Source organism: Sulfitobacter sp. PR48 (genome assembly GCF_028807335.1).
In the GTDB taxonomy this organism is placed as follows: Bacteria; Pseudomonadota; Alphaproteobacteria; order Rhodobacterales; family Rhodobacteraceae; genus Sulfitobacter.
Genome location: NZ_JARAMM010000014.1, coordinates 18,493 through 44,353 on the forward strand (window position 1 = coordinate 18,493; position 25,861 = coordinate 44,353).

Sequence of the window (25,861 nt, forward strand, 5' to 3'; positions counted from 1 at the left end):
GGCGGGCGGGGTGTCGTGAGCTATGCTCACGCACGCCGCCTTGCCGTCAGCGCAGAATCCCCGGCAGGTTCAGCCCGTGTTCGCGGGCGCAATCCAGCGCTGTTTCATAGCCTGCATCCGCATGGCGCATCACCCCGGTCGCGGGGTCGTTCCACAACACACGCGCGATACGCTGGTCGGCTTCGGGCGTGCCGTCGCAGCAGATCACCATGCCGGAATGCTGGGAAAACCCCATGCCGACGCCGCCGCCGTGGTGCAAGGACACCCAGGTCGCGCCGCTGGCCGTGTTCAGCAGCGCGTTCAGCAGCGGCCAGTCGCTGACGGCGTCGGAACCATCCTTCATCGCCTCCGTTTCCCGGTTCGGGCTCGCGACGGAGCCGGAATCGAGGTGATCGCGCCCGATGACGATGGGGGCCTTCAGCTCTCCGCTGCGGACCATTTCATTGAAGGCAAGGCCCAGCTTGTCCCGCAGGCCCAGGCCGACCCAGCAAATGCGCGCAGGCAGGCCCTGAAAGCTGATCCGCTCCCGCGCCATGTCGAGCCATTTGTGCAGATGCGGGTCGTCAGGGATCAGCTCCTTCACCTTGGCATCGGTCTTGAAGATGTCCTCCGGATCGCCCGACAGCGCGCACCACCGGAACGGGCCCACGCCCCGGCAGAACAGGGGACGGATATAGGCGGGCACAAAGCCGGGAAAGGCAAAGGCATTCTCAAGCCCCTCTTCCAGCGCCACCTGGCGGATGTTGTTGCCGTAGTCCAGCGTCGGCACACCCGCATTCCAGAAGTCGACCATCGCGGCGACATGAACCTTCATCGAGGCCCGCGCGGCCTTTTCCACCGCCTTCGGATCCGTTTCACGCCTGGCGCGCCATTCGGCCAGTCCCCAGCCCTGCGGCAGGTAGCCGTTCAGCGGATCATGCGCGCTGGTCTGGTCGGTCACGATATCGGGGCGCACCCCGCGCCTGACCAGTTCGGGAAAGACATCCGCCGCATTGCCCAGCAGGCCGACCGATTTCGCCTCGCCCTTCGCGGTCCACTCCGCGATCATCGCCAGGGCCTCGTCCAGCGTTTCGGCGCGTTCATCAAGGTAGCCGGTGCGGAGCCGGAAGGCGATGCTGTCGGGGTTGCATTCGACCGCCAGGCAACAGGCGCCCGCCATCACGGCCGCGAGGGGCTGCGCACCGCCCATGCCGCCCAAACCCGCCGTCAGGATCCATTTGCCTGTAAGGTTGCCATCATAATGCTGGCGACCCGCCTCGACAAAAGTCTCGTAGGTTCCCTGCACAATCCCTTGTGTTCCAATGTAAATCCATGATCCGGCGGTCATCTGGCCGTACATCGCCAGCCCGCGCTTGTCCAATTCGTTGAAGTGATCCCAATTGGCCCAGTGCGGCACCAGATTACTGTTTGCAATCAACACCCTGGGTGCATTTTCATGGGTTTTGAACACACCCACAGGCTTTCCTGACTGCACCAGAAGGGTTTGATCCGCCTCCAGCGCGGTCAGAGAGGCGACAATCTGGTCGAAATCCGCCCAGGTGCGCGCCGCGCGTCCGATGCCACCGTAAACCACCAATTCATGTGGATTTTCAGCGACATCCGGGTGCAGGTTGTTCATCAGCATCCGCAGCGGCGCTTCGGTCAGCCAGCTCTTGGCGGTGATCTCGGTTCCGGTGGCAGGATAGACATCGCGGATGTTGTGACGGGGGTCGGTCATCGCAGTGGCCTTTCGTTAAGAAGTTCGATCAAGTCATTGAGAATACGGTAAAGCACCGGTCTGAGCCGCTCTGCCTTGTCGGCGCGCCACTGCCATGGCGGGCGCTCGTCCATATAGGTGGATTGGGCCAGCTCCATCTGCAGCGCATGCTGGTTTTCGGCCGGTTTTCCATAGTGTCGGGTGGTCCAGCCGCCTTTGAAGCGCCCGTTGAGTGCCGTTCGATAGTCCTGCGCGGCCCTGCACCGGGTATGGACGGCCCTTTCCATGATCGGTGAACAACTTTGGGATGAATTTGTCCCGATGTTCAGATCTGGCAGAGTCTCCTCAAAAAGATAGGGGATAACAGACCGGATCGAGTGGCAATCGTATAAGAGCACCACGCCATGTTTGGCCTTCACCCGCGCCAGTTCTGTGGATAAGGCGTCATGATAGGGCCTGTGATAGGCCTCTTTCCTTCGCGCGATCTCTGCTGCGTCGGGTGCTGCACCTTCAAGGTGGATCAGCTTGCCGTCAAAATCCGTCAGCGGACAAAGGCCCGTGGTATTCAAACCGGGATAAAGTGAATTGTCCTCGGGGCTGCGATTCACGTCGATCACGTAGCGATGGATCGGTGTACGCACCGTGCTCACATCCAGCCCGAGGCCGTTGTACAGCCGGTCGATATGCCAGTCGGTATCGGCCAACGCACGGCCGGTTTCGTTCAGCCCCTCCCAGATGTCCGGCGGCACCTCGGTGCCGGTGTGCGGCAGGCCCAGCACGATGGGCAGGCTGCCCTGAACCACTTCGATCATGTCGCGGCCTCCACTAATGCACCGCTGCGCACCAATGCGGTCGCAGCTTCGATATCCGGGGCAAGGTAACGGTCCTGCGCCAGCGTCGGCACCGCCCTGCGCAAACAGGCGATGGCCTTTTGCAACCGGGGCGCCGTCGCAAGCGGCGCACGCGCCTCGATCCCCTGGGCTGCGCACATCGCCTCAACCGCTTGAATCACGTAAAGATTATCCACCATCCGTGCCAGCCTGTAGGCCCCATGCGCGGCCATGCTCACGTGGTCCTCCTGATTGGCAGAGGTGGGCGTGCTGTCGGTCACGCAGGGGTTGGCAAGGTGCTTGTTCTCGCTCATCAGCGCCGCCGTGGTCACCTCGGCGATCATGAAACCGGAGTTCAGGCCCGGATTGGGCGTCAGGAACGGCGGCAGATCGTGGCTGAGGGTCGGATCGACCATCAGCGCCACGCGCCGCTGCCCGATCGCGCCGATCTCTGCCAGTGCGAGGGCGAGCATATCCGCCGCAAATCCAACAGGTTCGGCGTGAAAGTTCCCGCCCGAGACGATCAGCCCCTGCTCCACCAGCACCAGCGGATTGTCGGTGACGGCATTGGCCTCGATCTCCATCGTCTGGGCGGCCTGTCGGATCACGTCCTGCGCGGCACCCAGCACCTGTGGCTGGCACCGGATGCAATAGGGGTCCTGCACGCGGGTATCGCCTTCGCGGTGGCTGTCGCGAATCTCGGAGCCTTCCATCAGCGCGCGCATCTCTGCGGCGACCTCGATTTGGCCGCTGTGGCCACGCAGGCTGTGGATCTCGGCAAGCAGCGGCGCGGTGGACCCCATGATCGCATCGGTGCTGAGTGCCGCGATAACCATGGCATTGCGCACGGCGTTTTGTGCCTCGAACAGGCCCGCCAAAGCGCAGGCGGTCGAAAACTGCGTGCCGTTGATCAATGCCAGCCCTTCCTTCGGCCCCAGCACAACAGGCGACAGACCGGCCCGTTCCAGCGCCGTGGCACCGGACATTTCCTGTCCGTCATAAACCGCGCGCCCTTCGCCGATCATCACCGCCGCCATATGCGCCAGCGGGGCCAGATCGCCCGAGGCGCCGACAGAACCCTGCGAGGGGATCACCGGCATCACGCCCGCATTCAGCATGCCCTCCAGCAGGGCGCAGATCTCCCAGCGCACGCCAGAGGCGCCCCGCCCCAGCGAGTTGAGCTTGAGGACCATCATCAGCCGGGTCAGCGGCGCGCCCAGCGCCGTTCCCACACCGCAACAATGGCTCAGGATCAGGTTGCGTTGCAGGGTTTCGGTGTCTTCGGGCGCGATCTTGCGGCTGGCCAGCTTGCCGAAACCCGTGTTGACGCCATAGACCGGCGCAGCCTGCGCCGCGGCCTCTGCCACCAGCGCCGCGGCGCGCACGACCTGCGGTTTCGCGGCCACATCCAGCGTCACGGGATCATCGCCGCGCCAGATGCGCTCCAGCGTTTTCAGGCTGACCTGACCGGGATTCAGGATCATGAGACACCTCCGAAATAGCGTTGATGCAAGGGGTTGAAGCCGATGCGATAGGCCAGTTCCGCCGGATGCTGCACATCCCAGACACAGAGGTCCGCGCGCAGGCCCGCCGCGATGCGCCCGCAATCCGTCAGGCCCAGCGCCGCGGCGGCATGGGCCGTCACGCCGCGCAGGGCCTCTTCCGGGGTAAGGCCGAACAGCGTGCAGCCCATGTTCATCGCCAACAGCAATGACGTCAGCGGCGATGATCCGGGGTTGCAGTCGGTGGCCAGTGCGATCCGGGTTCCGGTGGCGCGGAAGGCTTCCACAGGCGGGGCCTGCCGCTCTCGCAGGGTGTAAAAGGCACCGGGCAGCAGGACGGCCACGGTGCCGGCCTCTGCCATGGCGCGGGCATCCGCCTCATCGGCATATTCCAGGTGATCCGCCGACAGCGCAGCATACCGGGCAGCCATCCGCGCGCCGCCAAGGTGGGAAAGCTGCTCTGCATGAAGTTTCACGGGCAACCCGAGGTCGCGTGCCACGTCAAAGACGCGGGCGATCTGGCCGGGGTCAAAGGCGATCCCCTCGCAAAAACCGTCAACCGCATCCACCAGTCCTTCGTCATGCGCGGCGCGCAGGGCGGGGATGCAGACTTCGTCGATATAGGCATCCGGCCCTGCGCCGAAGTCCTTTGGCACCGCATGGGCGCCAAGGAAACTGGTGATGATCCGAACCGGGCGCAGCCGGCCCAGGGCGCGGGCGGCGCGCAGCATGGTCAGCTCTGTCTCCAGGTCCAGCCCATAGCCTGACTTGACCTCGACCACGCAGGACCCTTCTGCGATCAAAGCGTCCAGACGTGGCAGGGCCGAAGCGATCAGCGCATCCTGGCCCGCCGCGCGTGTCGCCGCCATGGTGGAGACGATGCCGCCACCCGCCTGCGCCACTTCGGCATAGCTGGCGCCCTTCAGCCGCATCTCGAATTCTGCCGCGCGGTTGCCGCCATGTACGATATGGGTGTGACAGTCGATCAGACCGGGTGTCACCAGCCTGCCCTGCAGGTCCTGCCGGGGCAAATCGGTGTAGGCTTCGGGCAGATCTGCCCCGACCCAAGCAATCCGGCCCGCGTCCAGCACCACCGCGCCATTCTCCACCAGCCCATAGTCGGCCCCCTCCATCGTGGCGATTCTCGCGTTGCAGAGCACCTGCTGCATGGGTTGACCTCACGGAATGGTTGTTCAATATGTATAGACATATTCATACCCCACCCCGAGTCGTCAAGAGGGCAGACCATGAACAGCATCTTTGCGAAAACGGCGCTTTTGCCCGATGGCTGGGCCAGCAATGTGACGCTCTACCTTGAGGGCGGGCGCATTACCGACCTTGTCACCGGGGTTCAGCAAGAGGCCCGTTCAAGCGTCGACATCCTGTTGCCCGCCCCCACAAACCTGCACAGTCACGCCTTCCAGCGCGCCATGGCAGGGCTGACCGAGCAGCGCGGCGCGGAAAAGACGGACAGTTTCTGGACCTGGCGGCAGCTGATGTTCCGCTTCCTCGACAAGCTGACACCGGACGACGTGCAGGCAATCACCGCGCAGGTGCAGATGGAGATGCTGGAGGCCGGTTTCGCCGCCGTGGCTGAATTTCACTACCTGCATCACCAGCCCGGTGGCCGCCCCTATGATGCCCGCGCCGAGATGGCCCAACGCATCTGCGCCGCCGCCGACCAGACCGGAATCGGCCTGACGCTGCTGCCGGTGATGTACATGCAGGGCGGTGTCGATGGCCGGGCGCTGGCACCCGGTCAGGTGCGGTTCGGCAATGACATGGACGGCTACATGCAGATCATGGGGGGTGCGGAACAGGCGGTGGCAGGGCTCGCCGAGGATGCGCGGCTGGGTGTGGCACCGCATTCCCTGCGGGCCGTGACACCCGATGCGCTGCGCCATCTGCAGCAGTACAAGGGGCCGCTGCACATGCACCTGGCCGAACAGAAGGCCGAGGTAGAGGAGGTCAAAGCTGCCTATGGCGCGCGCCCGGTGACCTGGGCGCTTGATCACCTCGACCTCGGGCCGCGCTGGTGTCTCATCCACTGCACCCAGATGACCAGAACCGAGACCCGCGGCCTTGCGCAATCGGGTGCTGTCGCCGGGCTTTGCCCGCTCACGGAAAGCTCGCTGGGGGACGGTATCTTCAACGCCGTCGAATGGGCCGACGCGGGCGGCACCCTTGGCATCGGATCAGACAGCAACATCCTGATTTCATTGAAAGAGGAGTTGCGGACGCTGGAATATTCGCAGCGCCTGGTAACGCAGAACCGCGCGGTTCTGGCAACGCCGGACCAATCCACCGGGCGCGTCCTTTACGACATGGCCTGTGCGGGCGGGGCGCAGGCCGCCGGGCGCGATGCCGGCCGGATTGCGCCGGGGCACTGGGCCGATCTTGTGGCCCTTGGCGGTGACGCCACGGATTTCATCGGCCGCAGGGGCGATCAGCTTCTGGACACCTGGATTTTCGCAGGCACTGACGCCGCCGTCAGTGATGTCTGGTCCGCCGGGCGCCATGTGGTCCGGGAGGGCACCCATGTCGCCCGCGATGCGATCACCGCAGCCTACCGCGCCACCCTGCGGCGGCTAGAGGACGCGATGTGAGCACCGGCTGGCAAGAGGTACAGGCCGAAGTCCTGCGCCGCATCCAGAACCGCGAATGGCCCCCCGGCGGGCTGATCCCCGGTGAGGTTGCCCTGGCCCGAGAGTTCGGCTGCGCCCGCGCCACGGTCAACCGGGCGCTTCAGGCGCTGGCCGATGACGGCTGGCTGGAACGCCGCAGGCGTGCCGGCACCAGGGTCGCGCTGTCGCCGCTGAGACGGGCGCAAATGTCCGTCGCGGTCCTGCGCAAGGAGGTCGAGGCGCTGGGAAAAACCTATGGCCACCGCCTGCTAATGCGGAAGGTTGCGGGCTCCCTGCTTTGCCTGCAGACCCTGCACCAGGCCGATGGCACCCCCTATGGCATCGAAGACCGCGAGATTGACCTGACCCATATACCGGCGGCGGGCTCTGCCGATTTCACCATTCTTTCCGCAAACGAATGGCTGGTCCAGAACGCCCCCTTCGACCATGGCAACATGTCCTACATGTCAGAGGGCGCGACGGCTTTCGACGCCCGCCATCTGGAATGCGAGGAAGCCACGCCGCTCTTGGTCCTCTACCGCGAAACCTTCAGCGAGGCGGGCCGGATCACCCGGGTCAGGCTGGCCCATGCGCCGGGCCATGTCGTCAGGTTGCAGATCTGATCACGCCGAATGCTGGGCGCGCAGGTATTCCATCACTGCCGGACGCACCGACATATCCCCCTGATCGCGCGCCTTTTCGATGATCGCACGCACCTCATCCAGATTGCAGCGCCGCAGCAGGCTCTTGACCGGGCCGATGGAAGCTGGCCGCATGGAGAGCGACCGCAGCCCGATGGCCGCGAAACATACCGCTTCCACAGGCCGCCCCGCATCCTCGCCGCAAAATGACACATCTGTCCCGGTTTCCCGGCACCGTTCAACAATGCCTTCCAGGAAATTCAGAAAGCTCAGGTTCAGCGTGTCATAACGACGGCGCACGCGCTCGTTCTCCCGGTCAGCGGCAAAGAAGAACTGCTTGAGGTCATTGCCGCCAATCGACAGAAACTCCACCTCTTCAAAGAATTGCTTCGGCGCAAAGGCAAGGCTGGGGGTTTCCAGCATCGCACCCACTTCGATCTTGGAAGGCAGCACATGGCCCAGCCGTTCCTCGCGCGCCAATGTCTTGTCCATCTCGGCACGGGCGGCACGGAATTCCTCGAACTGCGCGACAAAGGGAAACATCACCGTCAAAGGCCGCCCGTTCGCCGCGCGGATCAGCGCCTGCAGCTGCATCCGCATCACGCCCGGCTTGTCCAGCCCGACCCGGATCGCGCGCCAGCCCAGCGCCGGGTTCGGCTCATCATTGGGCTTCATATAGGGCAGCACCTTGTCCGACCCGATATCGAGGGTCCGGAACACCACCCGCTTGCCATGGGCCGCGTCCAGCACCCGTGAATAGAGGGCCGCAAGTTCCATCCGCTTGGGCATCTGGTTACGCACAAGAAACTGCAGTTCGGTGCGGAACAGCCCCACCCCCTCTGCCCCCGAAGAGGTGAGCGAGGGCAGATCCGCCATCAGCCCCGCGTTCATGTGCAGCGACACCACGGCACCGCATTTCGCCTGCGCGGGCAGGTCCAGGATCGAGGCATATCTTTCCTGCGCCGCCGCCTGCATCGCAATCTTGTCGCGAAACGCCGAAGCCACGCTTTCATCGGGCCGCAGGTGCACGACGCCCTGCTCGCCATCCACCATGATGTGATCGCCGTTCAGCGCATCATTGGTGATCCGGCCGGCATGCACCACCAGCGGAATCGCCAGCGCCCGCGCGACAATCGCCGCATGCGACCCGACAGAGCCATTCTCCAGCACGATCCCGCGCAGCGAGCGGCCATATTCCAGCAATTCCGCCGGGCCGATGTTCCGCGCGACCAGGATCGGGTCCGCAGGCAGTTCCGCCCCGGTGTCATGGCCCTGCCCGGTCAGGATGCGCAGCAGCCGGTTGGACAGGTCATCCAGATCGCTCAGCCGCTCGCGCAGATAGCCATCCGTGGCCTGCCCCATGCGGGAGCGCGCCAGCGATTGTTCCTTTTCCACTGCAGCTTCGGCGGATAGCCCGCTCTGGATGTCTTCGCACATCCGCCGCATCCAGCCCTTGGAATTGGCAAACATGCGGTAGGCTTCCAGCACCTGGGTCTGGTCCTTGTCGCCCCCCGCCATGGCCAGCATCTGGTCCACACCGACGCGCAGCTGGTCCACGGCATCAATCAGGCGTTGTTCTTCCAGCACCGGGTCGTCCGCGATCGGGTTGGAGACCACCACGCGCGGTTCATGCAGCCAGACATGGCCCTCCGCCACGCCTTCCTGCCCCACCGTACCGCGCAGCAGCACCGGCTGGGAGTGACGGGCAGACATTGCCGCCCCCTCGCCCACGAAAGCGCCAAGCTCGGTCATCTCGGCCAACACCATGGCAACCACTTCCAGCGCATAGACTTCGTCGGCCGAAAACTCCCGCGCCTGCTTGGACTGCGCCACCAGAACGCCAAGGGTCTCCCCCAGCCGCTGAATCGGCACGCCGAGGAAGCTGGAATAGATTTCCTCACCCGTCTCCGGCATGAAACGGAAACCCGGCGCCTGTGGCGCATCCGGCGTGTTGATCACCTGCTTGCGCTTGGCCACACGGCCGACAAGCCCCTCGCCCATCCGCATCCGGGTCTCGTGCACCGCCTCCGCCTTGAGCCCCTCTGTCGCGCAAAGCTCAAGGGTTTCCTCATCCCGGAACAGGTAGATGGAACAGACTTCGCAGCCCATGGAGGTGGCAATCAGATGGGTGATCTTGTTCAGACGCGCCTGGCCCGCATCATCGGATGCCATGGCGTCGCGCAGACGCCCCAGCAGCTTGCGGCTTTCGCTTTCAAAACGCTCTGCCATGCTGACACGCCCCCCTTTGCTGTTCCGGCTTAGAGCATAGTCCACAGAAAACGGAAAGTGCCTGACTGTCCACCTCAGCGTGTATCGACAGCGCGGTCACAGCCGCGCGCGCGCCATGGCTGCCCAATTTCACGGCACGCGCTCAGGCTGCCGTGATGAACATGCCCAAAGGCTCAGGCCGCCTTGTCCAGCTCAAAGGCATCATGCAGCGCCTGAACCGCCAGTTCCATGTACTTGCGGTCGATCAGGACCGAGATCTTGATCTCGGAGGTGGTGATCACCTTGATGTTGATCCCCTCGTCGCGCAGCACCTGGAACATCTTGGCCGCCACCCCGGTGTGGCTGCGCATGCCGATGCCCACGACAGATACCTTCGCCACATCCTCATCCGCGATCAGCTCCTGGAAGTTGATCACGCCGCTTTCCTTGGCGCCGGCAATGGCGCGCTCGGCACGTTTGACCTGATCCACCGGGCAGGACCATGTCATATCCGTGCGCCCTTCTTCCGCGATGTTCTGCACGATCATGTCCACGTTGACCCCCGCATCGCTCAGCGCGGTAAAGATCGTGGCGGCGATGCCGGGACGGTCCGCGACCGAGACCATCGTCATCTTTGCCTCATCGCGCGAAAACGCGACCCCTGCGACCACATTGCTTTCCATGATTTCCTCCTCATCGCAAACGAGCGTTCCCGCATCGTCGGATTGTTCCTCGAAACTCGACAGGACCCGCAGCTTGACCTTGTAGCGCATGGCCAGTTCCACCGACCGGGTCTGCAGGACCTTGGCCCCAAGACTGGCCAGTTCCAGCATCTCCTCGAAAGCGATGCGGTCCAGCTTGCGCGCCTTGGAGGACACCCGCGGATCAGTGGTATAGACCCCGTCAACATCCGTATAGATGTCACAACGCTCCGCTTCGAATGCGGCGGCAAAGGCGACGGCGGTGGTGTCAGAGCCGCCCCGTCCCAGCGTGGTGATCCGGCCCTCCGGGCTGACCCCCTGGAAACCCGCCACCACGGCAACCCTCATGCCTTCGGCAAACTTGGCGCGGATATTCGCAGGCGGGATCTCCTCGATCCGCGCGGCGGAATGGGCCGAGGTGGTGCGCACCGGCACCTGCCAGCCCTGCCAGGACCGCGCCGGGACGTCCATCTCCTGCAGGGTCAGCGCCATCAGACCTGCGGTGACATTCTCGCCGCTGGACACAACCGCATCATATTCACGCGCATCATAAAGCGGCGACGTCTCGTTCACCCAGCCGACCAGCTCGTTGGTCTTGCCCGACATGGCCGAAACGATGACGATCACGTCATAGCCCTTGGCCACTTCCACGCCCACACGTTTGGCCGCGCGTCTGATCCGGTCGAGGGTCGCCACCGACGTACCGCCGAATTTCATCACCAAAACAGGCATATCACCCCCGCCTTTCAATCCCGGCGGGGTTTACGCGCAAGCGCCGTCCACTGCAAGCCTGCGCCCCTTTCATTGTTCCAAAAATGCACCGGAGCGCGAGGCAGCGCCTCGCAGCAATTTGGGGAACCCAAATTCATCAATCAAATGCGGCGCAGCCGCTCATTTTCCCATCAGTAGGCGTGGGCGCGGCCGTCCCATGTCTCGAAACATCCGGTTGTCTCAAGGCTGAGCGCGGCAAAACGCGCGGCCAGCCCGCGCACCGCATCCTGCGTGGTGATCTCGGCTGCCGCACCGCCCATGTCGGTCTGCACCCAGCCGGGATGATAGATGCCCACCGCAATCCCCTCTCGCGCAAGATCCGTTGCCAGGTTGCGCCCCAGATTCAGCGCCGCCGCCTTGGAGGCGCGGTAGATATAGCTGCCCCCCGGCGCGCGGGTGGTGGAGCCCATCTGCGAGGCGATGATCGCCAGTTTGGCCCCCTCCGCCCGGCGCAGATGCGGCAACAGCGCCTGAACCGTCAGAAACACACCGGTCACATTGGTGGCAAAGCTCTGCGCCCAGAGATCGGCGCCATAGCCGGTATCCAGATCGGCCCCCTTGTCCAGATAGACACCCGCATTGCAGACCAGCAGGTCGATCGCCGTCTCGCCCAGGGCCTGCGCCATTGCCGCATGGCTTTGCGGGCGGGTGACATCCAGCTGGATCTGCGCCGTGACCGACCGGCCGGTGCCGATCACCTCTTGACCCTCTGACCGGTAATGCGCGGCCAGGCCTGCGCCGATGCCCCGGCTGGCACCGGTAATCAGAATTGTCATGAGATGCCTCTCAGCTGAGCTTCTGTTTCGGTCGGAACGGCAGTGGCATCAGCGGCACACCGTCTTCGATCAGGCTGCGCGCCTGATCCAGCCGCGCCTCCCCATAGATCGAACGTGTCGGTTTTTCGCCCAGATGCATTGCCCGCGCCTCCTGGGTGAACCGCTCCCCGACATAGTCCGAATTCGCCTCCACCTTGCGGCGCAGTTCCGCCAGCGCCTGCTGCACTTCGGTGCTCGGCACGCTCAGCATCGGCGTGTCACCCGCCTCCGGCGCCAGCTGGTCCGTTTCAGATGTTTGCGGCCGTTTCGACAGGCGCGGCGCCATCACCGCCTTGGTCACCTCATGCGATCCGCATTCCACGCAGGTCACCTGACGCGCTGCCACCAGCTTTTCGAATGCCGCAGCCGACTGGAACCAGCTGTCAAAGCTGTGGCCCGCCTTGCATTTGAGGGTGTAGCTGATCATGGCCGCAGGTCGTCTCCTGATATCCTGTTTCTATTGAGATGGGTGCGCGCCACAGGCGCGTCAAGAAACATCTTTGGACCCCGACACCAGGCGCGGGTCGAAATCCAGAATCAGCCGGGCCAGTTCCGGCTCCGATACCATGCGCGCCGCCTTCTTGCGCGAGACCCAGGTGCGGCGGCGCTGGTCGCTTTCGGGAAACTGCTTGGACAGCGATTTGACAGCGACCGGAAAGAGCATGGCAAGGCAGGGCACATCGCTGATCTGCCCGACCTCCTTGGCATAGGTAAAGACGCCCAGGCAGCGGTCATCGGCCCGGCCCGTAACCCCCGCTTCCTCCCAGGCTTCCTGCAGGGCAGAGGCGGCTGGTGTCTTTGCATCCATGGGCCAGCCTTTCGGCACGATCCAGCGCTTTGAGCCGCGCGACGTGACCAGCAAAACCTGCACCTTGCCACGCCGGATGCGATAACAAAGCGCCGCGAACTGGGTCCGCATCTCATCCTTTCGCGCACCATAGAGCGAAATCGGGAGTTGCTTGATCTTCAACTCTTTCACGGATCCTGCCAATACATCCTGCCTGCCATCCAAGTATAAGCAATCATCCGGCAAAGGCCACCACCAATGGGCAGGACTTGTGCGCCCCCGACCCTTCGTCGATAGTGCGCCTGATGATCCGCCTGATGCCTCTTCTCTGTCTGTTTCTGCTGTTCTCCGGCCCTGCGCTGGCGGAGCGAATCACGGTCTTTGCCGCCGCCTCCCTGCGCGGTGTGCTGGAAGATGTCGCAGCGCTGGCGCAGGACGAGGTGATCCTGTCTTTCGGCGGCTCCGGCACCATGGCGCGGCAGGTCGCGGCGGGGGCGCCGGCAGATGTGATCATGTTGGCCAGCCCGCTCTGGATGGACTGGCTGGCGGAACAAGGCGTCGCGGGTGCGACCAATCCCGCCATCGTGGCCCGCAATGCCCTGGTGGTGATCGGCCCGGCCGGAGCCGCCCCGCTTGACGGCCCCGAAGACCTTGTCGCGCGATTGCAGGGCAACCGGCTGGCCATGGGTCAGCGCGACGCGGTCCCGGCCGGCGCCTATGCCCAGAGCTGGCTGCGTGCAGCCGGTTTATGGGATGATCTCAGCACCCATCTGGCTGAAACCGACAATGTACGTGCGGCCCTGGCATTGGTGGCAAGGGGCGAAACACCGCTGGGCATCGTCTATGCCACGGATGCGGCGGCGGAACCCGGGGTTTCGGTGCTTTACGAGGTGCCCGCGCAGCTTACCGGTCCGATCCTTTATCCGGCGGCGGCGCTGAACGCGGCGGGGGCACCCTTTCTCGACCTGCTGGTCAGCCCGCAGGGGCGCGCGGTCTTTGCCCGGCACGGGTTTCGCGCGCCGTGAACCTGGATGCCGCCGCATGGGAGGCCCTGCGCCTGTCGCTTTGGGTGGGTTGCTGGGCCACGGTTCTGGCCATGCCGCTGGCGCTCTGGGTGGCATGGCTGCTGGCGCGGCGTGACTTCTGGGGCAAATCCGCGCTGAACGCGCTTGTACATCTGCCGCTGGTCTTGCCGCCGGTGGTCACGGGGTACCTGCTGCTGATGGCCTTTGGCCGCACCGGCCTGCTGGGGCAACTGCTGGAATCGCTGGGGCTGAGGCTGGCCTTTCACTGGACCGGCGCGGTGCTGGCGGCCATCGTCATGGGTTTTCCGCTGATGGTGCGCGCCATGCGCCTTGCGATCGAGGCGGTGGACCCGAAGCTGGAGCAGGCCGCCGCCACATTGGGCGCACCGCGCCATGCGATCTTTGCCCGTGTCACCCTGCCGCTGATTCTGCCGGGAATCCTGGCCGGTTCGGTGATGGGCTTTGCCAAGGCGATGGGCGAGTTCGGCGCCACGATCACCTTTGTCGCGAATATCCCGGGCCAGACCCAGACCCTGCCCAGCGCGATCTGGTCCGCGCTGCAGATCCCGGGCGGTGAAAGCCAGGCGGTCGCGATGGTGTTCATGGCCTGCGTCGTGGCGCTGGGGGCCGTGGTCCTGTCCGAAGCACTGGCGCGCCGGGTGGCGGCAAGGATCGCGGGCACATGACGCTTGATCTGCACATCCGGCACCGATTTGCCGATTTCACGCTGGATGTGGCCTGCAAGGCCGGTCCGGGGATCACCGCCCTCTTTGGCCGTTCCGGCGCGGGCAAGAGCACTGTCATCAATGCCGTCGCGGGGCTGTTGCGGCCCGATGCGGGCCATGTGGCCATCGGCGGCACACGTCTGTTCGATGCGCAAACCGGGCTTTTTGTGCCGCCTGCCGCGCGGCGGCTTGGCGTGGTGTTTCAGGATGCACGGCTGTTTCCGCATATGGATGCACGCGCAAACCTGATGTTCGGGGCGCGGTTCCGCCCCGCCGGTGCGACGGGTGCGGGATTTGACGATGTGGTCGCCCTTCTGGGCCTGTCCGACCTGCTGCACCGCGCCCCCGCGACCCTGTCAGGGGGCGAGAAACAGCGCGTGGCACTGGGGCGTGCCTTGCTCAGCCATCCGCGCATGTTGCTGATGGATGAGCCGCTGGCCAGCCTGGACGGGCCACGCAAGCAAGAGATCCTGCCCTATCTGGAACGGCTGCGTGACGGGCCACTGAAGCTGCCGATCCTCTATGTCAGCCATGCGGTGGACGAGGTCGCGCGGCTGGCCGACACGCTTGTGTTGCTGCAGGACGGACAGGTGCGCGCCCAGGGTCCGCTTTATGACGTCATGGCCGACCCCGCCGCGGTGCCGCTGCTTGGGGTCCGCGAAGCGGGAGCGGTCATCGAGGCCGAGATCACGGCCCATGCCGAGGATGGCCTGTCGACGCTGCGGATCGACGCGGGCGTGCTGGAACTGCCCGGTGTGCAGGCCGCCGTTGGCGCGAGGGTGCGGCTGCGGGTGCTGGCGCAGGATGTCATCCTGTCGCGGGAACGGCCCGAAGGGCTGTCTTCGGTCAATGTCCTGCCGGTGGTGATCGACAGTGTGCATCCCGGCGACGGGCCGGGGGCCGCCATCGGGCTGCGCGCGGGGCGCGACCGCTTGCTGGCCCGCGTCACCGCCCGCGCCGTGCGGGAAATGGAACTGGTGCCCGGCATGTCCTGCTATGCCATCCTGAAAGCCACCACCGTGGCACCGGGCAGCATCGGGCGTTAGGCTCAGGTCTTGACCGGCGTGCGTGCCATGCGCGCTTCCAGCCCCTTGAGCAGTTCCGCATGGGGGACATCAGCGTCAATGGCAAGTTTGCGCAGCCCGAAATGCACATGGGCAATTTCCTGGTAATAGCTGGTATAGGCGTAATTCGTCGCCGCCCCTGCCACCGCGCCCAGCACCGGCACGGTCTGGGCGGCCAGTTTCTGCCCCATGACAATCGCAAGCTTTGGCGCGACACGGTGGACCACCGCCTGCACCGCCTTGCCCGTGAGCGTCATCCGGGCGGCAAGAAATCCCAGATCGGCCCCGTCATCCCCCGACAAGGGCCCGGCGGCGGCAAAGACCTGCACGCAATCGAACTGCACATTCTCCGCGCCGGGGTCAAAGCCGTGTTCGACCGCAACCCCCTGGATCACCCGCAGCAGCAGCGTCGTGGTGACCGGCAATTCGGCCAGTGCCGTGGGCAAACCGCCCGCACCACCTGCCGCCCCCATCGCGGCAGAAACCGCATGGTTGAGCCAGCTTTTCTGATCCGGCACGACGCTGCGGCTGGAATGGGCCGCCTTCATCGCCTGTTGCAGGGCGCTGAGCGTTGCACGTTCAAGGTTGGTGCGCAGCGCCTTTGGCAGCCGGTCCAGCAAATTCTCCGCACTGCCACCAATCAGGTTGAGCACATTCATCCCCAGCCCGTTGGCGGCGCGATAGCGTTTTGCCAGACGGTCAAGTTCAGCATCAACATCTATCGTGGCAGGCAGGTTGGTCTTGATGTCCATGCGCGGTCCTCCATCCCCTCAATGTGGGTCAGGCCGGCCTGCTTTTCAATCCACCCAGCGGGTGACATTGCCCCGGACCCCGTCCCAGGCACCGGGGACAAGCGCCCGGCCCAGCACGCGGTCGGGGTTTGTCGGCGGCGGCATCACCACATCGTCCAGCCGCACAAAGCCGAACCGCCCGTAATAGGGCGCATCGCCGACCAGCATCACGCGATCCCAGCCCAGCGGCGCGGCCAGCGACAGGCTGTCCTCGATCAGGTCACGCCCCAGCCCTTCTCCCTGCCGGGTCGGGTGCACCGCAACGGGACCCAGCAAGAGCGCGTCGAATGTGCCGATATGCACCGGCCAATAGCGGATCGCCCCGGCCAGAATGCCACCTTCATCCCGCGCCACCCGGCTGAGGCCCGGCACCGGGCGGACACCATCGCGCAGGCGATAGGAGGACAGTGCCTCGCGCCCCGGCGCGAAACAGGTGTCATAAAGTGCTTCGACCTCCCAATGGTCGTCCGGTGTTTCGGGTCTGAACTGGTACAAGTGGGCGGCCGTTCTAGGTTTGCGGTGGCAAAGCCCCTAACATGCGGATAGCCATGGGGGCAAACGATCATGGAGTACCTGATGTTCTACCGCCCCGAAGACGGCCACGGCCTGCCACACAACCCGTTCAACGCCCTCATCACGCCACGGCCCATCGGCTGGATCTCGACCCGGGGCAAGGACGGACACGACAACCTGGCACCCTATTCCTTCTTCAACGGCGCGGCCTATGTTCCGCCCCAGGTGATGTTCTCCTCGACCGGGACAAAAGAGGACGCCGGCGATACCAAGGACAACGTGGCCAATATTCGCGAAACCGGTGTGTTCTGCGTCAATGTCGTCGGTCTGGCCGACCGCGATGCGATGAACGCCTCCTCGGAGATGCTGCCGCGCAATGTGGACGAATTTGCCCATGCGGGCATCGAAAAGACCGAATGCAAGACAATCGACTGCCCCCGCGTGGCCAATGCCCCCGCAGCACTTGAATGCCGCCTGACGCAGATCGTTCCGCTGGTGGGCAAGAACAACTTCGTCGTGCTGGGTGAGGTCACCGGCATCCACCTGCGTGACGACTGCCTGGTGGACGGCAAATTCGAAAGCGCGACCTATATCCCGCTCAGCCGGATGGGATACCGCGAATACACCGCCGTGCGCGAGGTGTTCGAACTGGCCCGTCCGGACGATTGACGCCGCCCGATGCGATCCCTGCGCGCTTGATCGCGCTGCGGTTCGCGCCTATCCTGTCTCCAGCCAGAATGGAGGTTTCATGTCCCGGTAATGTGGGGCGGCAGCGCGCCACCCCGATGCACACCCTGACCCGCCGGTCCTGCGAAGCAGCGCGGGACGCTTCAGATGTGCCTGGAACACCAGAACTTACCAACCGGCAATGGCCGGTACGACATGAAAGATCACAGTGATGACACGGGACTATTCCCAATTTCTCGGCCCGAACAAATCCGGCCTTCCGCGACAAGAACTCTCCCTTCTCAGCCGACTGGGCTGGCAAAACTTCTTTGCCCAGCAAACCGATGTCGACGAAATGGCCGCGACGCCGCCCTGCCGGGTGGTGGAAGTCCAGCGTTCCGGCCTTCGCGTCCTGGGCGACGGCCTTGCCACCGAAATCCCGCCGGGGCCGGAAGCGACCGTGGGCGACTGGCTGCTATTCGACGCCGATCACCCGCAGCGCAGCCGGGTGCTGGACCGCAAGAGCCTGATCAAAAGGCGTGCGGCTGGGCATGACCGCAAAGAGCAGCTGATCGGGGCCAATATCGACACGGCATTCATCGTCACCTCCTGCAACGCCGATTTCAATCTGGCCCGGCTGGAACGCTATGTGGCCCTGGCGATGGAGACGCAGATCACGCCGGTGATCCTGCTGACAAAGGCTGACCTGAGCGACGATCCGGCCCCCTATCTTGCCGATGCGCGCAGCATTTCCGACCGGATCACGGTCCTGTCGCTGGATGCGCGGGGCGATGAGGCGCGCGGCACGCTGGCGCCCTGGTGCAAACCGGGAAAGACCGTGGCCTTCCTTGGTTCGTCCGGCGTGGGGAAATCCACACTCACCAACGCCCTGTCGGAGACGGCACAGGCGGCCACGCAGGGCATTCGCGAGGACGACGCGCGGGGGCGGCATACCACCTCGCACCGGCAGTTGCACATCACCGGCGCAGGCTGTGCCGTGCTGGATACGCCGGGCATGCGCGAGCTGCAGCTGACCGATGCCTCGGCCGGGCTGGAGGAAACCTTTGCCGATCTGGCGACGCTGGCGGCCTCCTGCAAGTTCAACGATTGCGCACATGATACGGAACCGGGCTGTGCCGTGCGTGCCGGACTGGAGACCGGAGAGATCGACAGCGACCGGCTGGCGCGCTGGCGCAAGCTGCTGGCGGAAGAGGCATTCAATTCGGCCACGCTGGCACAACGGCGGGCCAAGGACCGCGCCTTTGGCAAGATGGTGCGGGGCATTGTGAAAGACAACCGCAAGTAGCCGGTGGCGGACGGAGGAACCTTAGACTTCTTCCGTCCGCGCCCGCCCGGTGACGGCTCAGTGACCGCCCAGGATTCCGGTACGGACCTGGTAATTGACCGCAAGCTGGTATTCGGGGTCATCGTCGCTGTCCACCACAAGGTGCCCCGCCTTGGTCAGCAGGCGGTGGCAGTCGCGGCTGAGGTGGCGCAGTTCCAGCACCTTGCCCGCCGCCTCGTATTTCGCGGCCATCGCCTCGATCGCCTGAAGGGCGGATTGATCCACCACGCGGCTGTCGGCGAAATCCACGATCACGCGGGAGGGGTCGTTCGCCACGTCGAAAAGCTCGGAAAACCCCTCGGCAGAGCCAAAGAACAGCGGGCCCTGCACCTGATAGACCTTGGCACCTTCCGGTGTCTCGTATTTCTTGGCATGGATGCGGCGGGCGTTGTTCCAGGCATAGGCCAGCGCCGAGACGATGACGCCGACAACCACGGCAACCGCAAGGTCCTTGTAGACCGTGACCACCGTCACCAGCAGGATCACGAAGGCATCCGTCAGGGGCACCTTGCGCAGGATGGTCAGGGAATTCCAGGCAAAGGTTCCGATCACCACCATGAACATCACACCCACCAGAGCCGCCAGCGGGATCTGTTCGATCAAAGACGAGCCGACAAGGATAAAGAGCAGCAGGAAGACAGCGGCAGCAATGCCCGCGACCCGTGTGCGCCCGCCTGATTTCACGTTGATCATCGACTGGCCGATCATGGCGCAGCCGCCCATGCCGCCGAAGAAACCGGTGACCGTGTTCGCCACGCCCTGTGCGATGCACTCCTGCGACGCACCGCCCCGGGTGCCTGTCATGTCGCCCACAAGGTTCAGCGTCAGCAGGCTCTCGATCAACCCGATGGCCGCCAGGATCACCGCGTAGGGTGCGATGATATAAAGCGTTTCAAGCGTCATCGGCGCCAGCGCCGTGCCATAAAGGCCAATCCCCTCGCCAAAGGGCAGATGGAACGACGGGAAGCCCCCCTCGATCGAGGCCAGATCGCCCACGCGCGGCACGTTCATGCCGGTCGCGATGACCACCACCGCGATAACGCCAATCCCCGCCAGCGGTGCCGGGATCAGCCTGGTCACGCGCGGCGTGACCCAGATGATCGCCATTGTCGCCGCCACCAGCGCCAGCATCAGGTACAGAGGCTGGCCAGACAGCCATTCGCCACCGCCCATGCCGTGGCCTGTGTCCACCATCGTGCCCGGCACCTTGAACTGGCTCATCTGTGCCAGGAAAATGACGATGGCCAGCCCGTTGACAAAGCCCAGCATCACCGGATGCGGCACCAGACGGATGAACTTGCCCCATTGCATGACGCCTGCGAAAATCTGGATCAGCCCCATCAGCACCACGGTGGCAAAGAGATATTCCACCCCGTGCTGGGCCACCAGCGCCACCATGACCACGGCCAGCGCACCGGTTGCGCCCGAGATCATGCCGGGCCGCCCGCCGATCAGGGCGGTGATCAGCCCCACGAGGAAAGCGGCGTAAAGCCCCACCAGCGGATGCACCCCCGCGACAAAGGCAAAGGCCACCGCCTCCGGCACCAGGGCCAGTGCGACGGTCAAGCCGGACAGAAGTTCGATCCGCAGACGCCCGGCAGAGAACCGTTCGCCCGGCATCCAGCGCAGATCGGTGACATCGAGATTCTTGGTGAAGCTGCGGAAGGTGGTGCGCACCATGGGCTGGCATCCTGTCTTGGATTAACTTTGGGGCAATGGACAAACGGCACGCCGCTCGCGCGGCTCCTAACAAGCTTTGCCGCGGAATGAAACCCGCAGGACCGCGCAATTTCCCTGCGTTGATGACGCGGTACTTCCCAGTTCGGGAGGTATCGGGGGGATCGGACAGGTTCAACCGGTTGGCTCAGGTGCTTGGCACAGGTGATAACCGGTGCGTGAACGGACCTGTTTTCGGGCTTTCCCCCGCCTGCACATCCATGCAAACTCGGCCCGAACCGACCAGAACCGAGCAGGATGAGGCCCATATGACTTCCACCAAGATCGCCGTGATCGGCGGCTCCGGTATTTACGACATCGACGGGTTGGAAGGGGCGGATTGGACGCAGGTGGAGACCCCCTGGGGCGCGCCGTCGGACGCGATCCTGACCGGCAGGCTGGACGGCGTGTCGATGGCCTTCCTGCCGCGTCACGGTCGGGGGCATGTGCATACGCCAAGCTCCGTGCCCTACCGCGCCAATATCGACGCGCTCAAGCGGCTGGGCTGTACGGATGTCATCAGCGTATCTGCCGTGGGCTCCTTCCGCGAGGAAATGGCGCCGGGTGATTTCGTGATCGTGGACCAGTTCATCGACCGCACCTTCGCGCGGGAGAAATCCTTCTTCGGGCCCGGTTGCGTGGCACATGTCAGCGTGGCGCATCCCACCTGCCCGCGCCTGGGCGACGCCTGCGAGACCGCCGCGCGGCACAGTGGCATAAAGGTGCATCGCGGCGGCACCTATCTGGCGATGGAGGGGCCGCAATTCTCCACGCTGGCGGAATCCAGGATATACCGCGAAAGCTGGGGCGCGGATGTGATCGGCATGACCAACATGCCCGAGGCCAAGCTCGCCCGGGAGGCGGAGCTTTGCTATGCCTCCGTCGCGATGATCACCGATTACGACAGCTGGCATCCCGACCACGGGGAGGTGGATGTGACCCGGATCATCGCCACCCTGACGGGCAATGCCGGCAAGGCCCGCGACATGGTCGGACGCCTGCCCGGACTGCTGGGGGCGGACCGGGCGCCCTGCCCGCATGGCTGTGACCGGGCGCTGGAATTCGCGATGATAACGCAACCGGAGGCCCGCGATCCGAAAATGCTGGCAAAACTGGACGCGGTTGCGGGGCGCATGTTGTGAGCTGAGCGGCAATCGCGGATGTATGCCTGGGCGGCGGATGTTGCTCTTGTGTATTTTGGGAACAATGAAAACAGGGGGTTGCAGCCCCTTTGCGATCCTGTCTTTGCTGGTTGAAACGGAGAAGGGAGCCCATTCATGACATTCGACCTTTGGCTGACATTCGTGGCGGCCTCCACCGCGCTGCTGCTGATCCCCGGACCCACCGTCTTGCTTGTTCTGAGCTATGCGCTCAGCAAGGGGCGCGCGGTGGCGCTGGCCTCCGCCGCCGGTGTGGCGCTTGGCGATCTTGTTGCGATGAGCGCATCGCTTGCCGGGCTGGGGACGCTTGTGCTGGCCTCGGCCACCCTCTTCACCCTGCTGAAGTGGGTCGGTGCCGCCTATCTGGTCTGGCTGGGGATCCGGCTGATCCGTTCCGCCCCCGCCGCGGGACTGGATGTGCCGGGCAGTGCCGATATCGGTGCCGCAGGGGTGTTTCGCCATGCGGCGGCGGTCACGGCATTGAACCCCAAGAGCATCGCCTTCTTTATCGCCTTCGTGCCGCAGTTCGTCCGGACCGATGCGGCACTATTTCCGCAATTCGCGATCCTCACCGGCACATTCGTGGGGCTGGCGGCGCTGAACGCGCTGGCCTATGCCCTGCTGGCGGACCGGCTGCGCCGCGTCATCGCGCGCCCCGCCATCCTGACCTGGATCACCCGCGCCGGGGGCAGCGCCCTGATCGGCATGGGGGTTCTGACCGCAACGCTGAGAAAGGCCACTGCATGAAGCGCGTCGAAGACTATATCCGCACCATCGTCGATTTCCCCCATGAGGGGATCATGTTCCGCGATGTGACCACGCTCTTCGCCGACCCGCGCGGGTTCCGCATGGCCATCGACCAGATGCTGCATCCCTATGCGGGGATCGACATCGACAAGGTGGTGGGGCTGGAGGCGCGGGGCTTCATCCTGGGCGGAGCGATTGCGCATCAGCTCAGCGTCGGTTTCGTGCCGATCCGCAAGAAGGGCAAGCTGCCCGGCACCACGATCAGCCAGGAGTACAAGCTGGAATATGGCGAGGCGATTGTGGAGATCCACGATGATGCCATCCAGCCGGGTGAAAAAGTGCTGGTGGTGGACGACCTGTTGGCAACCGGCGGCACCGCCGAGGCAGGCATCAAGCTGATCGAGCGGCTGGGTGGCGAGATCGTTTCGACCGCCTTCATCATAGATCTGCCGGAGCTGGGCGGCCGCAAGAAGCTGGAAGCCATGGGCATGGAAGTGCATGCCCTTTGCGCCTTTGACGGTCACTAGGTCGTGTTGACATTCATTGTCGCCCACCCGTTTCAGTCCAAAATTGCTCAGTTCCAGGCAAGAGAGCGCGGAATAGCCAGCTATTTCAAGCTCTCTTTGCGCGCCCCGCCTTGAAATTGAAGCGCCAATACCCTGCTGCGCTACCCGCTCTCGGGATATTGGCGATGTTATTTGCCTTATAGTAAAGGCGGGACGCTGTAACGCAGAAATGGGCAATTTTGGCGAAACCCCTGCGGGGCGCGGCGGATTTTGCCTCTGCCATCCCGGATGTTCGCTTCCAATGATCACATTGCTGCGCTCACATCAGGGCGCCAGCGGCAAAATCCGTCTCGCGCGGATGGGCGACAATGAATGTCAACACGACCTAGGATCAGCCACCGTCTGGCGGATGCCGGGAGGCCTGCCTGTGGGGCGGTTGCGCCAAACAGGACGGAAGTTACACCCGTAGCATTGACCTGCCAGCGGCTGCGGAGCCCGTCAGCAGGCCTGGTAACTGCCGCTGTTGCCAGCGGTGAAACAGGCCTGCATCACGATGCCTCCATCCGCAGCACAGCGCCCGGGTTCATGATGCCCCTGGGATCCAGCGCCGCCTTGATCGCCCGCATCGCAGAGAGCTTCGCGGGGTCGCCGTAACGCTCCAGCTCCCCGACCTTGAGCCGCCCGACGCCATGTTCCGCACTGAACGATCCGCCGACCTCATGAACCAGGTCGTGAACGGACCGTTGCACAAGGTCGCGTTGACTGCTGTAGGCGTCGCGGGATTTACCTTTTGCAGGGAAAACATTGTAATGCAGGTTGCCGTCCCCCAGATGCCCGAAGCAGTTGATCCGGAAGTCACCCAGATCGGCGATGCGCTTTGCCCCCGCCTCGATGAAATCGGGCAAGGCGCGCAGCGGGACGGAGATGTCATGGCTCGATACCGCGCCGATGATGCGGTTGGCCTCTGGCAATTGTTCGCGAACAGCCCAGAAATCCGCGGCCTGCTGGGCATTTTGTGCAATCAGCCCATCGGTGACCAGCCCCGCCTCCAGCGCGGCCACAAGCAGCCTTTCCATCGCTTCGGCGGCATCCAGGCCGCCGTTCAGGCCCAGTTCGATCAGCACGCACCATTCCGGCGGGGTGGCAAAAGGCTGGCGCACATGCGGCAGCACCTCGGTCAGGAAGTCGAACCCCTGACGGTTCATCAGTTCAAAGGCGCTGATGGCCTCGCCCAGCTGGCTGCGCCCCAGCGAGAGCAGCTCAAGTGCCGCGCGGGGAGATGGCACAATCAGCAGCGCCGTGCCGGTCTGCTCTGACTGCGCAAAGAGCTTGAAGGCGGCAGCGGTGATCACCCCCAGGGTCCCCTCCGCCCCGATCAGCAGGTTGCGCAGATCATAGCCGGTGTTGTTCTTACGCAGCCGGGTCAGCCCGTGCCAGATCTGCCCGTCAGGCAGCACCGCCTCCAGCCCCAGGCAGAGGTCACGGGTATTGCCATAGCGCAGCACCCCGGTGCCGCCCGCGTTGGTGGCAAGGTTGCCCCCGATCCGCGCCGACCCTTCGGCGGCAAGTGACAGCGGGAACAGCCGGTCCGCCGCATGTGCGGCCGCCTGTACATCGGCCAGGATCACACCCGCCTCGGCCACCAGCACGTTTTCGTCGGCATAGACCTCGCGCACCGCGTTCATCCGTTCCAGCGACAGGACCATCGGCGCGGGCCCGTCGGGGATCACCTGCCCCGCAACCAGCCCGGTGCCGCCGCCATAGGGGATCACGCCGACGCGCGCCGCATTGGCGCAGCGGATCAGGGTGGAGACCTCCTCGACCGTGCGCGGCAGGGCCAGCAGGCCGATCAGGCCCTTGAAATAGCCCCGCGGCTCTTCGGCATAGCGCGGTTCGACGGGGCGCAGGACTTCGGCGGGCAAATGGTCCAGCAGAAGGGCTTCGAAATCTTTATCGGCAGGGTTCAGCATGCCACTTGATCAGCCCTGGCCGCGCCGGATGCAAGCCCAATAGCGTTTCCGGTTCACGTTGAAACGCCAATACCCTGCCACGCCTTCGGCGCTCCCGGGACATCGGCGATGCTTCGTTTCAACGAAAACCGGAAACGCTTTATCGCGCGACGTTGATATAGGAGGGGTTCAGCACCATGATCGTGGGCCGCGACGGCAGCCGGTCGAGTGAGACGCTGAGGTTGGCGCTTTCCAGTTCCACCACCTGGAATTCATCCGACATCCCGGTCAGGAAGGCATCCAGTGCATGGCCTGAAAACCAGTGCATCGGGATCACGATGGAAGATTTGAGCCGCCGGATCACCTGCATCATCACCGGCAGCGGCAGGGTGTACCCGCCATCGACCGGGGCCATCAGCACGTCGATCCGGCCCAGCGCGGCATATTGCGCCTCGGTCGGTTCGTGGTGCAGATGGCCCAGGTGGCCGATGCACAGGCCTGCCATCTCGAAGACGAAGATCGAATTGCCCTCCGGCTCCACCTCGGAAAACTGCGAGCGGATGTCAGTGGATACGTTGCGGATCAGCACTTCGCCCAGGTCGACCTCGTGGTCGATGCCTTCTCCGAACGGGCCCCAGCCCGGCAGCGCATGGGGAATCGCCGGGTCGGGAAAGGGGGTCCAGTGGCTGTCGTGGGCGTGGTTCATCGTCACAACATCCGGGATCAGCGGCAGTGTCCCGGTAAAGCCGGTGTAATCCGTCACCATGTTCAGCCCGCCGTGGCTGCGGATCAGAAAGGAGGCATGGGCGATGTAATGCAGGTGCACCGTTTCGGGCGCCACATCGGGCAGGTTGGCGGGGATCACATGCGCAATGCCCGGCGTGGCATCCGCCAGGGCAATGCAATGGCTTGGCGTGCGGTCCTGCGCCGAGACGGCGACGGGCAGCACCAGCGCGGCAAGGATCAAGGTGAAACATCGAGGCAACATGGCAGACCCCCTGCCGATCAAACTAACACGCGAATTCGATATTTCGAGCGGTTTGAACAATGCGGTTTGCCAAATCCCGCTGCGGCGATGC

General features: G+C 64.4%; 24 protein-coding genes. 10 read left to right on the plus strand and 14 right to left on the minus strand.

The window, feature by feature from the left end:
- Positions 1–46: 46 nt before the first annotated feature.
- The 4 genes from hutU to hutI are packed head-to-tail and all read right to left on the minus strand — an operon-like array spanning position 47 to position 5,197.
- Positions 47–1,717: a urocanate hydratase gene (gene hutU, locus PVW51_RS17660; RefSeq protein WP_274576391.1), complete on the minus strand. Its 1,671-nt coding sequence runs from the start codon at positions 1,715–1,717 to the stop codon at positions 47–49.
- Complete coding sequence (gene hutG, locus PVW51_RS17665; RefSeq protein ID WP_274576393.1) at positions 1,714–2,508, minus strand: N-formylglutamate deformylase; 795 nt, start codon at positions 2,506–2,508, stop codon at positions 1,714–1,716. Before hutG ends, hutU begins: the two co-directional genes overlap by 4 nt.
- On the minus strand, positions 2,505–4,010 hold the full coding sequence (hutH, locus tag PVW51_RS17670; RefSeq protein WP_274576394.1) for a histidine ammonia-lyase: 1,506 nt from the start codon (positions 4,008–4,010) through the stop codon (positions 2,505–2,507). The genes hutG and hutH overlap by 4 nt, the downstream gene beginning before the upstream one ends.
- Entirely contained in the window at positions 4,007–5,197 is a 1,191-nt protein-coding gene (gene hutI / locus PVW51_RS17675; protein ID WP_274576395.1) for an imidazolonepropionase, read from the minus strand. The genes hutH and hutI overlap by 4 nt, the downstream gene beginning before the upstream one ends.
- A 78-nt stretch (positions 5,198–5,275) precedes the next feature.
- Between hutI and PVW51_RS17680 the strand changes: the two genes are divergently transcribed.
- Complete coding sequence (locus PVW51_RS17680; RefSeq protein WP_274576396.1) at positions 5,276–6,634, plus strand: formimidoylglutamate deiminase; 1,359 nt, start codon at positions 5,276–5,278, stop codon at positions 6,632–6,634.
- A complete protein-coding gene (locus tag PVW51_RS17685; protein WP_274576397.1) occupies positions 6,631–7,275 on the plus strand; it encodes a GntR family transcriptional regulator in 645 nt (214 codons plus the stop codon). The genes PVW51_RS17680 and PVW51_RS17685 overlap by 4 nt, the downstream gene beginning before the upstream one ends.
- Here PVW51_RS17685 and ptsP read toward each other — a convergent pair whose 3' ends face one another.
- The 5 genes from ptsP to PVW51_RS17710 form a co-directional block, all read right to left on the minus strand.
- Entirely contained in the window at positions 7,276–9,522 is a 2,247-nt protein-coding gene (ptsP, locus tag PVW51_RS17690; RefSeq protein WP_269365159.1) for a phosphoenolpyruvate--protein phosphotransferase, read from the minus strand.
- Between the two features lie 173 nt (positions 9,523–9,695).
- Positions 9,696–10,934 carry an aspartate kinase gene (locus PVW51_RS17695; protein WP_269365160.1) on the minus strand — a complete coding sequence of 413 codons (1,239 nt, stop codon included), beginning with the start codon at positions 10,932–10,934 and terminating at the stop codon, positions 9,696–9,698.
- A gap of 170 nt (positions 10,935–11,104) precedes the next feature.
- Entirely contained in the window at positions 11,105–11,749 is a 645-nt protein-coding gene (locus PVW51_RS17700; RefSeq protein ID WP_274576398.1) for an SDR family NAD(P)-dependent oxidoreductase, read from the minus strand.
- A 10-nt stretch (positions 11,750–11,759) separates the two neighbouring features.
- On the minus strand, positions 11,760–12,215 hold the full coding sequence (locus PVW51_RS17705; RefSeq protein ID WP_274576399.1) for a DUF1178 family protein: 456 nt from the start codon (positions 12,213–12,215) through the stop codon (positions 11,760–11,762).
- 60 nt (positions 12,216–12,275) lie between these two features.
- Positions 12,276–12,707, minus strand: coding sequence for an NUDIX hydrolase (locus tag PVW51_RS17710; RefSeq protein ID WP_269365188.1), 432 nt, complete (start codon positions 12,705–12,707; stop codon positions 12,276–12,278).
- Between the two features lie 185 nt (positions 12,708–12,892).
- On the opposite strand from PVW51_RS17710, the gene modA reads away from it, so the two are divergent.
- From modA to modC, 3 genes are read left to right on the plus strand one after another with little or no spacing between them, the layout of a single operon-like run.
- A complete protein-coding gene (gene modA, locus PVW51_RS17715) occupies positions 12,893–13,600 on the plus strand; it encodes a molybdate ABC transporter substrate-binding protein (protein ID WP_274576400.1) in 708 nt (235 codons plus the stop codon).
- Positions 13,597–14,286 carry a molybdate ABC transporter permease subunit gene (modB, locus tag PVW51_RS17720; RefSeq protein WP_274576401.1) on the plus strand — a complete coding sequence of 230 codons (690 nt, stop codon included), beginning with the start codon at positions 13,597–13,599 and terminating at the stop codon, positions 14,284–14,286. The genes modA and modB overlap by 4 nt, the downstream gene beginning before the upstream one ends.
- On the plus strand, positions 14,283–15,371 hold the full coding sequence (gene modC / locus PVW51_RS17725) for a molybdenum ABC transporter ATP-binding protein (RefSeq protein WP_269365170.1): 1,089 nt from the start codon (positions 14,283–14,285) through the stop codon (positions 15,369–15,371). The genes modB and modC overlap by 4 nt, the downstream gene beginning before the upstream one ends.
- A 2-nt stretch (positions 15,372–15,373) precedes the next feature.
- Here the strand turns inward: modC and PVW51_RS17730 are convergent, their stop codons facing one another.
- Positions 15,374–16,141, minus strand: a complete 768-nt coding sequence (locus tag PVW51_RS17730; RefSeq protein WP_274576403.1) for an EcsC family protein — start codon at positions 16,139–16,141, stop codon at positions 15,374–15,376.
- A 45-nt stretch (positions 16,142–16,186) separates the two neighbouring features.
- On the minus strand, positions 16,187–16,675 hold the full coding sequence (locus PVW51_RS17735) for a GNAT family N-acetyltransferase (RefSeq protein ID WP_274576404.1): 489 nt from the start codon (positions 16,673–16,675) through the stop codon (positions 16,187–16,189).
- A gap of 81 nt (positions 16,676–16,756) precedes the next feature.
- On the opposite strand from PVW51_RS17735, the gene PVW51_RS17740 reads away from it, so the two are divergent.
- Together PVW51_RS17740 and rsgA are read left to right on the plus strand one after the other, a co-directional pair.
- Positions 16,757–17,362, plus strand: a complete 606-nt coding sequence (locus tag PVW51_RS17740) for a flavin reductase family protein (RefSeq protein WP_274576405.1) — start codon at positions 16,757–16,759, stop codon at positions 17,360–17,362.
- A gap of 229 nt (positions 17,363–17,591) precedes the next feature.
- Positions 17,592–18,665: a ribosome small subunit-dependent GTPase A gene (gene rsgA, locus PVW51_RS17745; RefSeq protein ID WP_274576407.1), complete on the plus strand. Its 1,074-nt coding sequence runs from the start codon at positions 17,592–17,594 to the stop codon at positions 18,663–18,665.
- Positions 18,666–18,722: 57 nt separating this feature from the next.
- On the opposite strand, the gene PVW51_RS17750 is transcribed toward rsgA, so the two are convergent.
- Positions 18,723–20,384 carry a SulP family inorganic anion transporter gene (locus tag PVW51_RS17750; RefSeq protein ID WP_274576408.1) on the minus strand — a complete coding sequence of 554 codons (1,662 nt, stop codon included), beginning with the start codon at positions 20,382–20,384 and terminating at the stop codon, positions 18,723–18,725.
- Between the two features lie 305 nt (positions 20,385–20,689).
- Here PVW51_RS17750 and PVW51_RS17755 point away from each other — a divergent pair, with 305 nt between their 5' ends.
- The 3 genes from PVW51_RS17755 to PVW51_RS17765 all read left to right on the plus strand — a co-directional run bounded on the left by PVW51_RS17755 (position 20,690) and on the right by PVW51_RS17765 (position 22,854).
- On the plus strand, positions 20,690–21,562 hold the full coding sequence (locus PVW51_RS17755) for an S-methyl-5'-thioadenosine phosphorylase (RefSeq protein WP_274576409.1): 873 nt from the start codon (positions 20,690–20,692) through the stop codon (positions 21,560–21,562).
- 135 nt (positions 21,563–21,697) lie between these two features.
- The gene (locus PVW51_RS17760) at positions 21,698–22,327 is read left to right on the plus strand and encodes a LysE family translocator (protein WP_274576410.1); all 630 of its coding nucleotides are present in this window, start codon (positions 21,698–21,700) and stop codon (positions 22,325–22,327) included.
- The gene (locus tag PVW51_RS17765; RefSeq protein ID WP_269365184.1) at positions 22,324–22,854 is read left to right on the plus strand and encodes an adenine phosphoribosyltransferase; all 531 of its coding nucleotides are present in this window, start codon (positions 22,324–22,326) and stop codon (positions 22,852–22,854) included. Before PVW51_RS17760 ends, PVW51_RS17765 begins: the two co-directional genes overlap by 4 nt.
- A gap of 527 nt (positions 22,855–23,381) precedes the next feature.
- On the opposite strand, the gene PVW51_RS17770 is transcribed toward PVW51_RS17765, so the two are convergent.
- Together PVW51_RS17770 and PVW51_RS17775 are read right to left on the minus strand one after the other, a co-directional pair.
- Complete coding sequence (locus PVW51_RS17770; RefSeq protein ID WP_274576411.1) at positions 23,382–24,803, minus strand: FAD-binding oxidoreductase; 1,422 nt, start codon at positions 24,801–24,803, stop codon at positions 23,382–23,384.
- Positions 24,804–24,942: 139 nt separating this feature from the next.
- On the minus strand, positions 24,943–25,770 hold the full coding sequence (locus PVW51_RS17775) for an MBL fold metallo-hydrolase (protein ID WP_269367565.1): 828 nt from the start codon (positions 25,768–25,770) through the stop codon (positions 24,943–24,945).
- Between the last annotated feature and the right edge of the window lie 91 nt (positions 25,771–25,861).

Coding starts and splice junctions, on each gene's coding strand:
- hutU (WP_274576391.1), bottom strand. CDS start 1,717: ATGACCGACCCCCGTCACAACATCCGCGATGTCTATCCTGCCACCGGA.
- hutG (WP_274576393.1), bottom strand. CDS start 2,508: ATGATCGAAGTGGTTCAGGGCAGCCTGCCCATCGTGCTGGGCCTGCCG.
- hutH (WP_274576394.1), bottom strand. CDS start 4,010: ATGATCCTGAATCCCGGTCAGGTCAGCCTGAAAACGCTGGAGCGCATC.
- hutI (WP_274576395.1), bottom strand. CDS start 5,197: ATGCAGCAGGTGCTCTGCAACGCGAGAATCGCCACGATGGAGGGGGCC.
- PVW51_RS17680 (WP_274576396.1), top strand. CDS start 5,276: ATGAACAGCATCTTTGCGAAAACGGCGCTTTTGCCCGATGGCTGGGCC.
- ptsP (WP_269365159.1), bottom strand. CDS start 9,522: ATGGCAGAGCGTTTTGAAAGCGAAAGCCGCAAGCTGCTGGGGCGTCTG.
- PVW51_RS17695 (WP_269365160.1), bottom strand. CDS start 10,934: ATGCCTGTTTTGGTGATGAAATTCGGCGGTACGTCGGTGGCGACCCTC.
- PVW51_RS17700 (WP_274576398.1), bottom strand. CDS start 11,749: ATGACAATTCTGATTACCGGTGCCAGCCGGGGCATCGGCGCAGGCCTG.
- PVW51_RS17705 (WP_274576399.1), bottom strand. CDS start 12,215: ATGATCAGCTACACCCTCAAATGCAAGGCGGGCCACAGCTTTGACAGC.
- PVW51_RS17710 (WP_269365188.1), bottom strand. CDS start 12,707: ATGCGGACCCAGTTCGCGGCGCTTTGTTATCGCATCCGGCGTGGCAAG.
- modA (WP_274576400.1), top strand. CDS start 12,893: ATGCCTCTTCTCTGTCTGTTTCTGCTGTTCTCCGGCCCTGCGCTGGCG.
- modC (WP_269365170.1), top strand. CDS start 14,283: ATGACGCTTGATCTGCACATCCGGCACCGATTTGCCGATTTCACGCTG.
- PVW51_RS17730 (WP_274576403.1), bottom strand. CDS start 16,141: ATGGACATCAAGACCAACCTGCCTGCCACGATAGATGTTGATGCTGAA.
- PVW51_RS17740 (WP_274576405.1), top strand. CDS start 16,757: ATGTTCTACCGCCCCGAAGACGGCCACGGCCTGCCACACAACCCGTTC.
- rsgA (WP_274576407.1), top strand. CDS start 17,592: ATGACACGGGACTATTCCCAATTTCTCGGCCCGAACAAATCCGGCCTT.
- PVW51_RS17750 (WP_274576408.1), bottom strand. CDS start 20,384: ATGGTGCGCACCACCTTCCGCAGCTTCACCAAGAATCTCGATGTCACC.
- PVW51_RS17755 (WP_274576409.1), top strand. CDS start 20,690: ATGACTTCCACCAAGATCGCCGTGATCGGCGGCTCCGGTATTTACGAC.
- PVW51_RS17760 (WP_274576410.1), top strand. CDS start 21,698: ATGACATTCGACCTTTGGCTGACATTCGTGGCGGCCTCCACCGCGCTG.
- PVW51_RS17765 (WP_269365184.1), top strand. CDS start 22,324: ATGAAGCGCGTCGAAGACTATATCCGCACCATCGTCGATTTCCCCCAT.
- PVW51_RS17770 (WP_274576411.1), bottom strand. CDS start 24,803: ATGCTGAACCCTGCCGATAAAGATTTCGAAGCCCTTCTGCTGGACCAT.
- PVW51_RS17775 (WP_269367565.1), bottom strand. CDS start 25,770: ATGTTGCCTCGATGTTTCACCTTGATCCTTGCCGCGCTGGTGCTGCCC.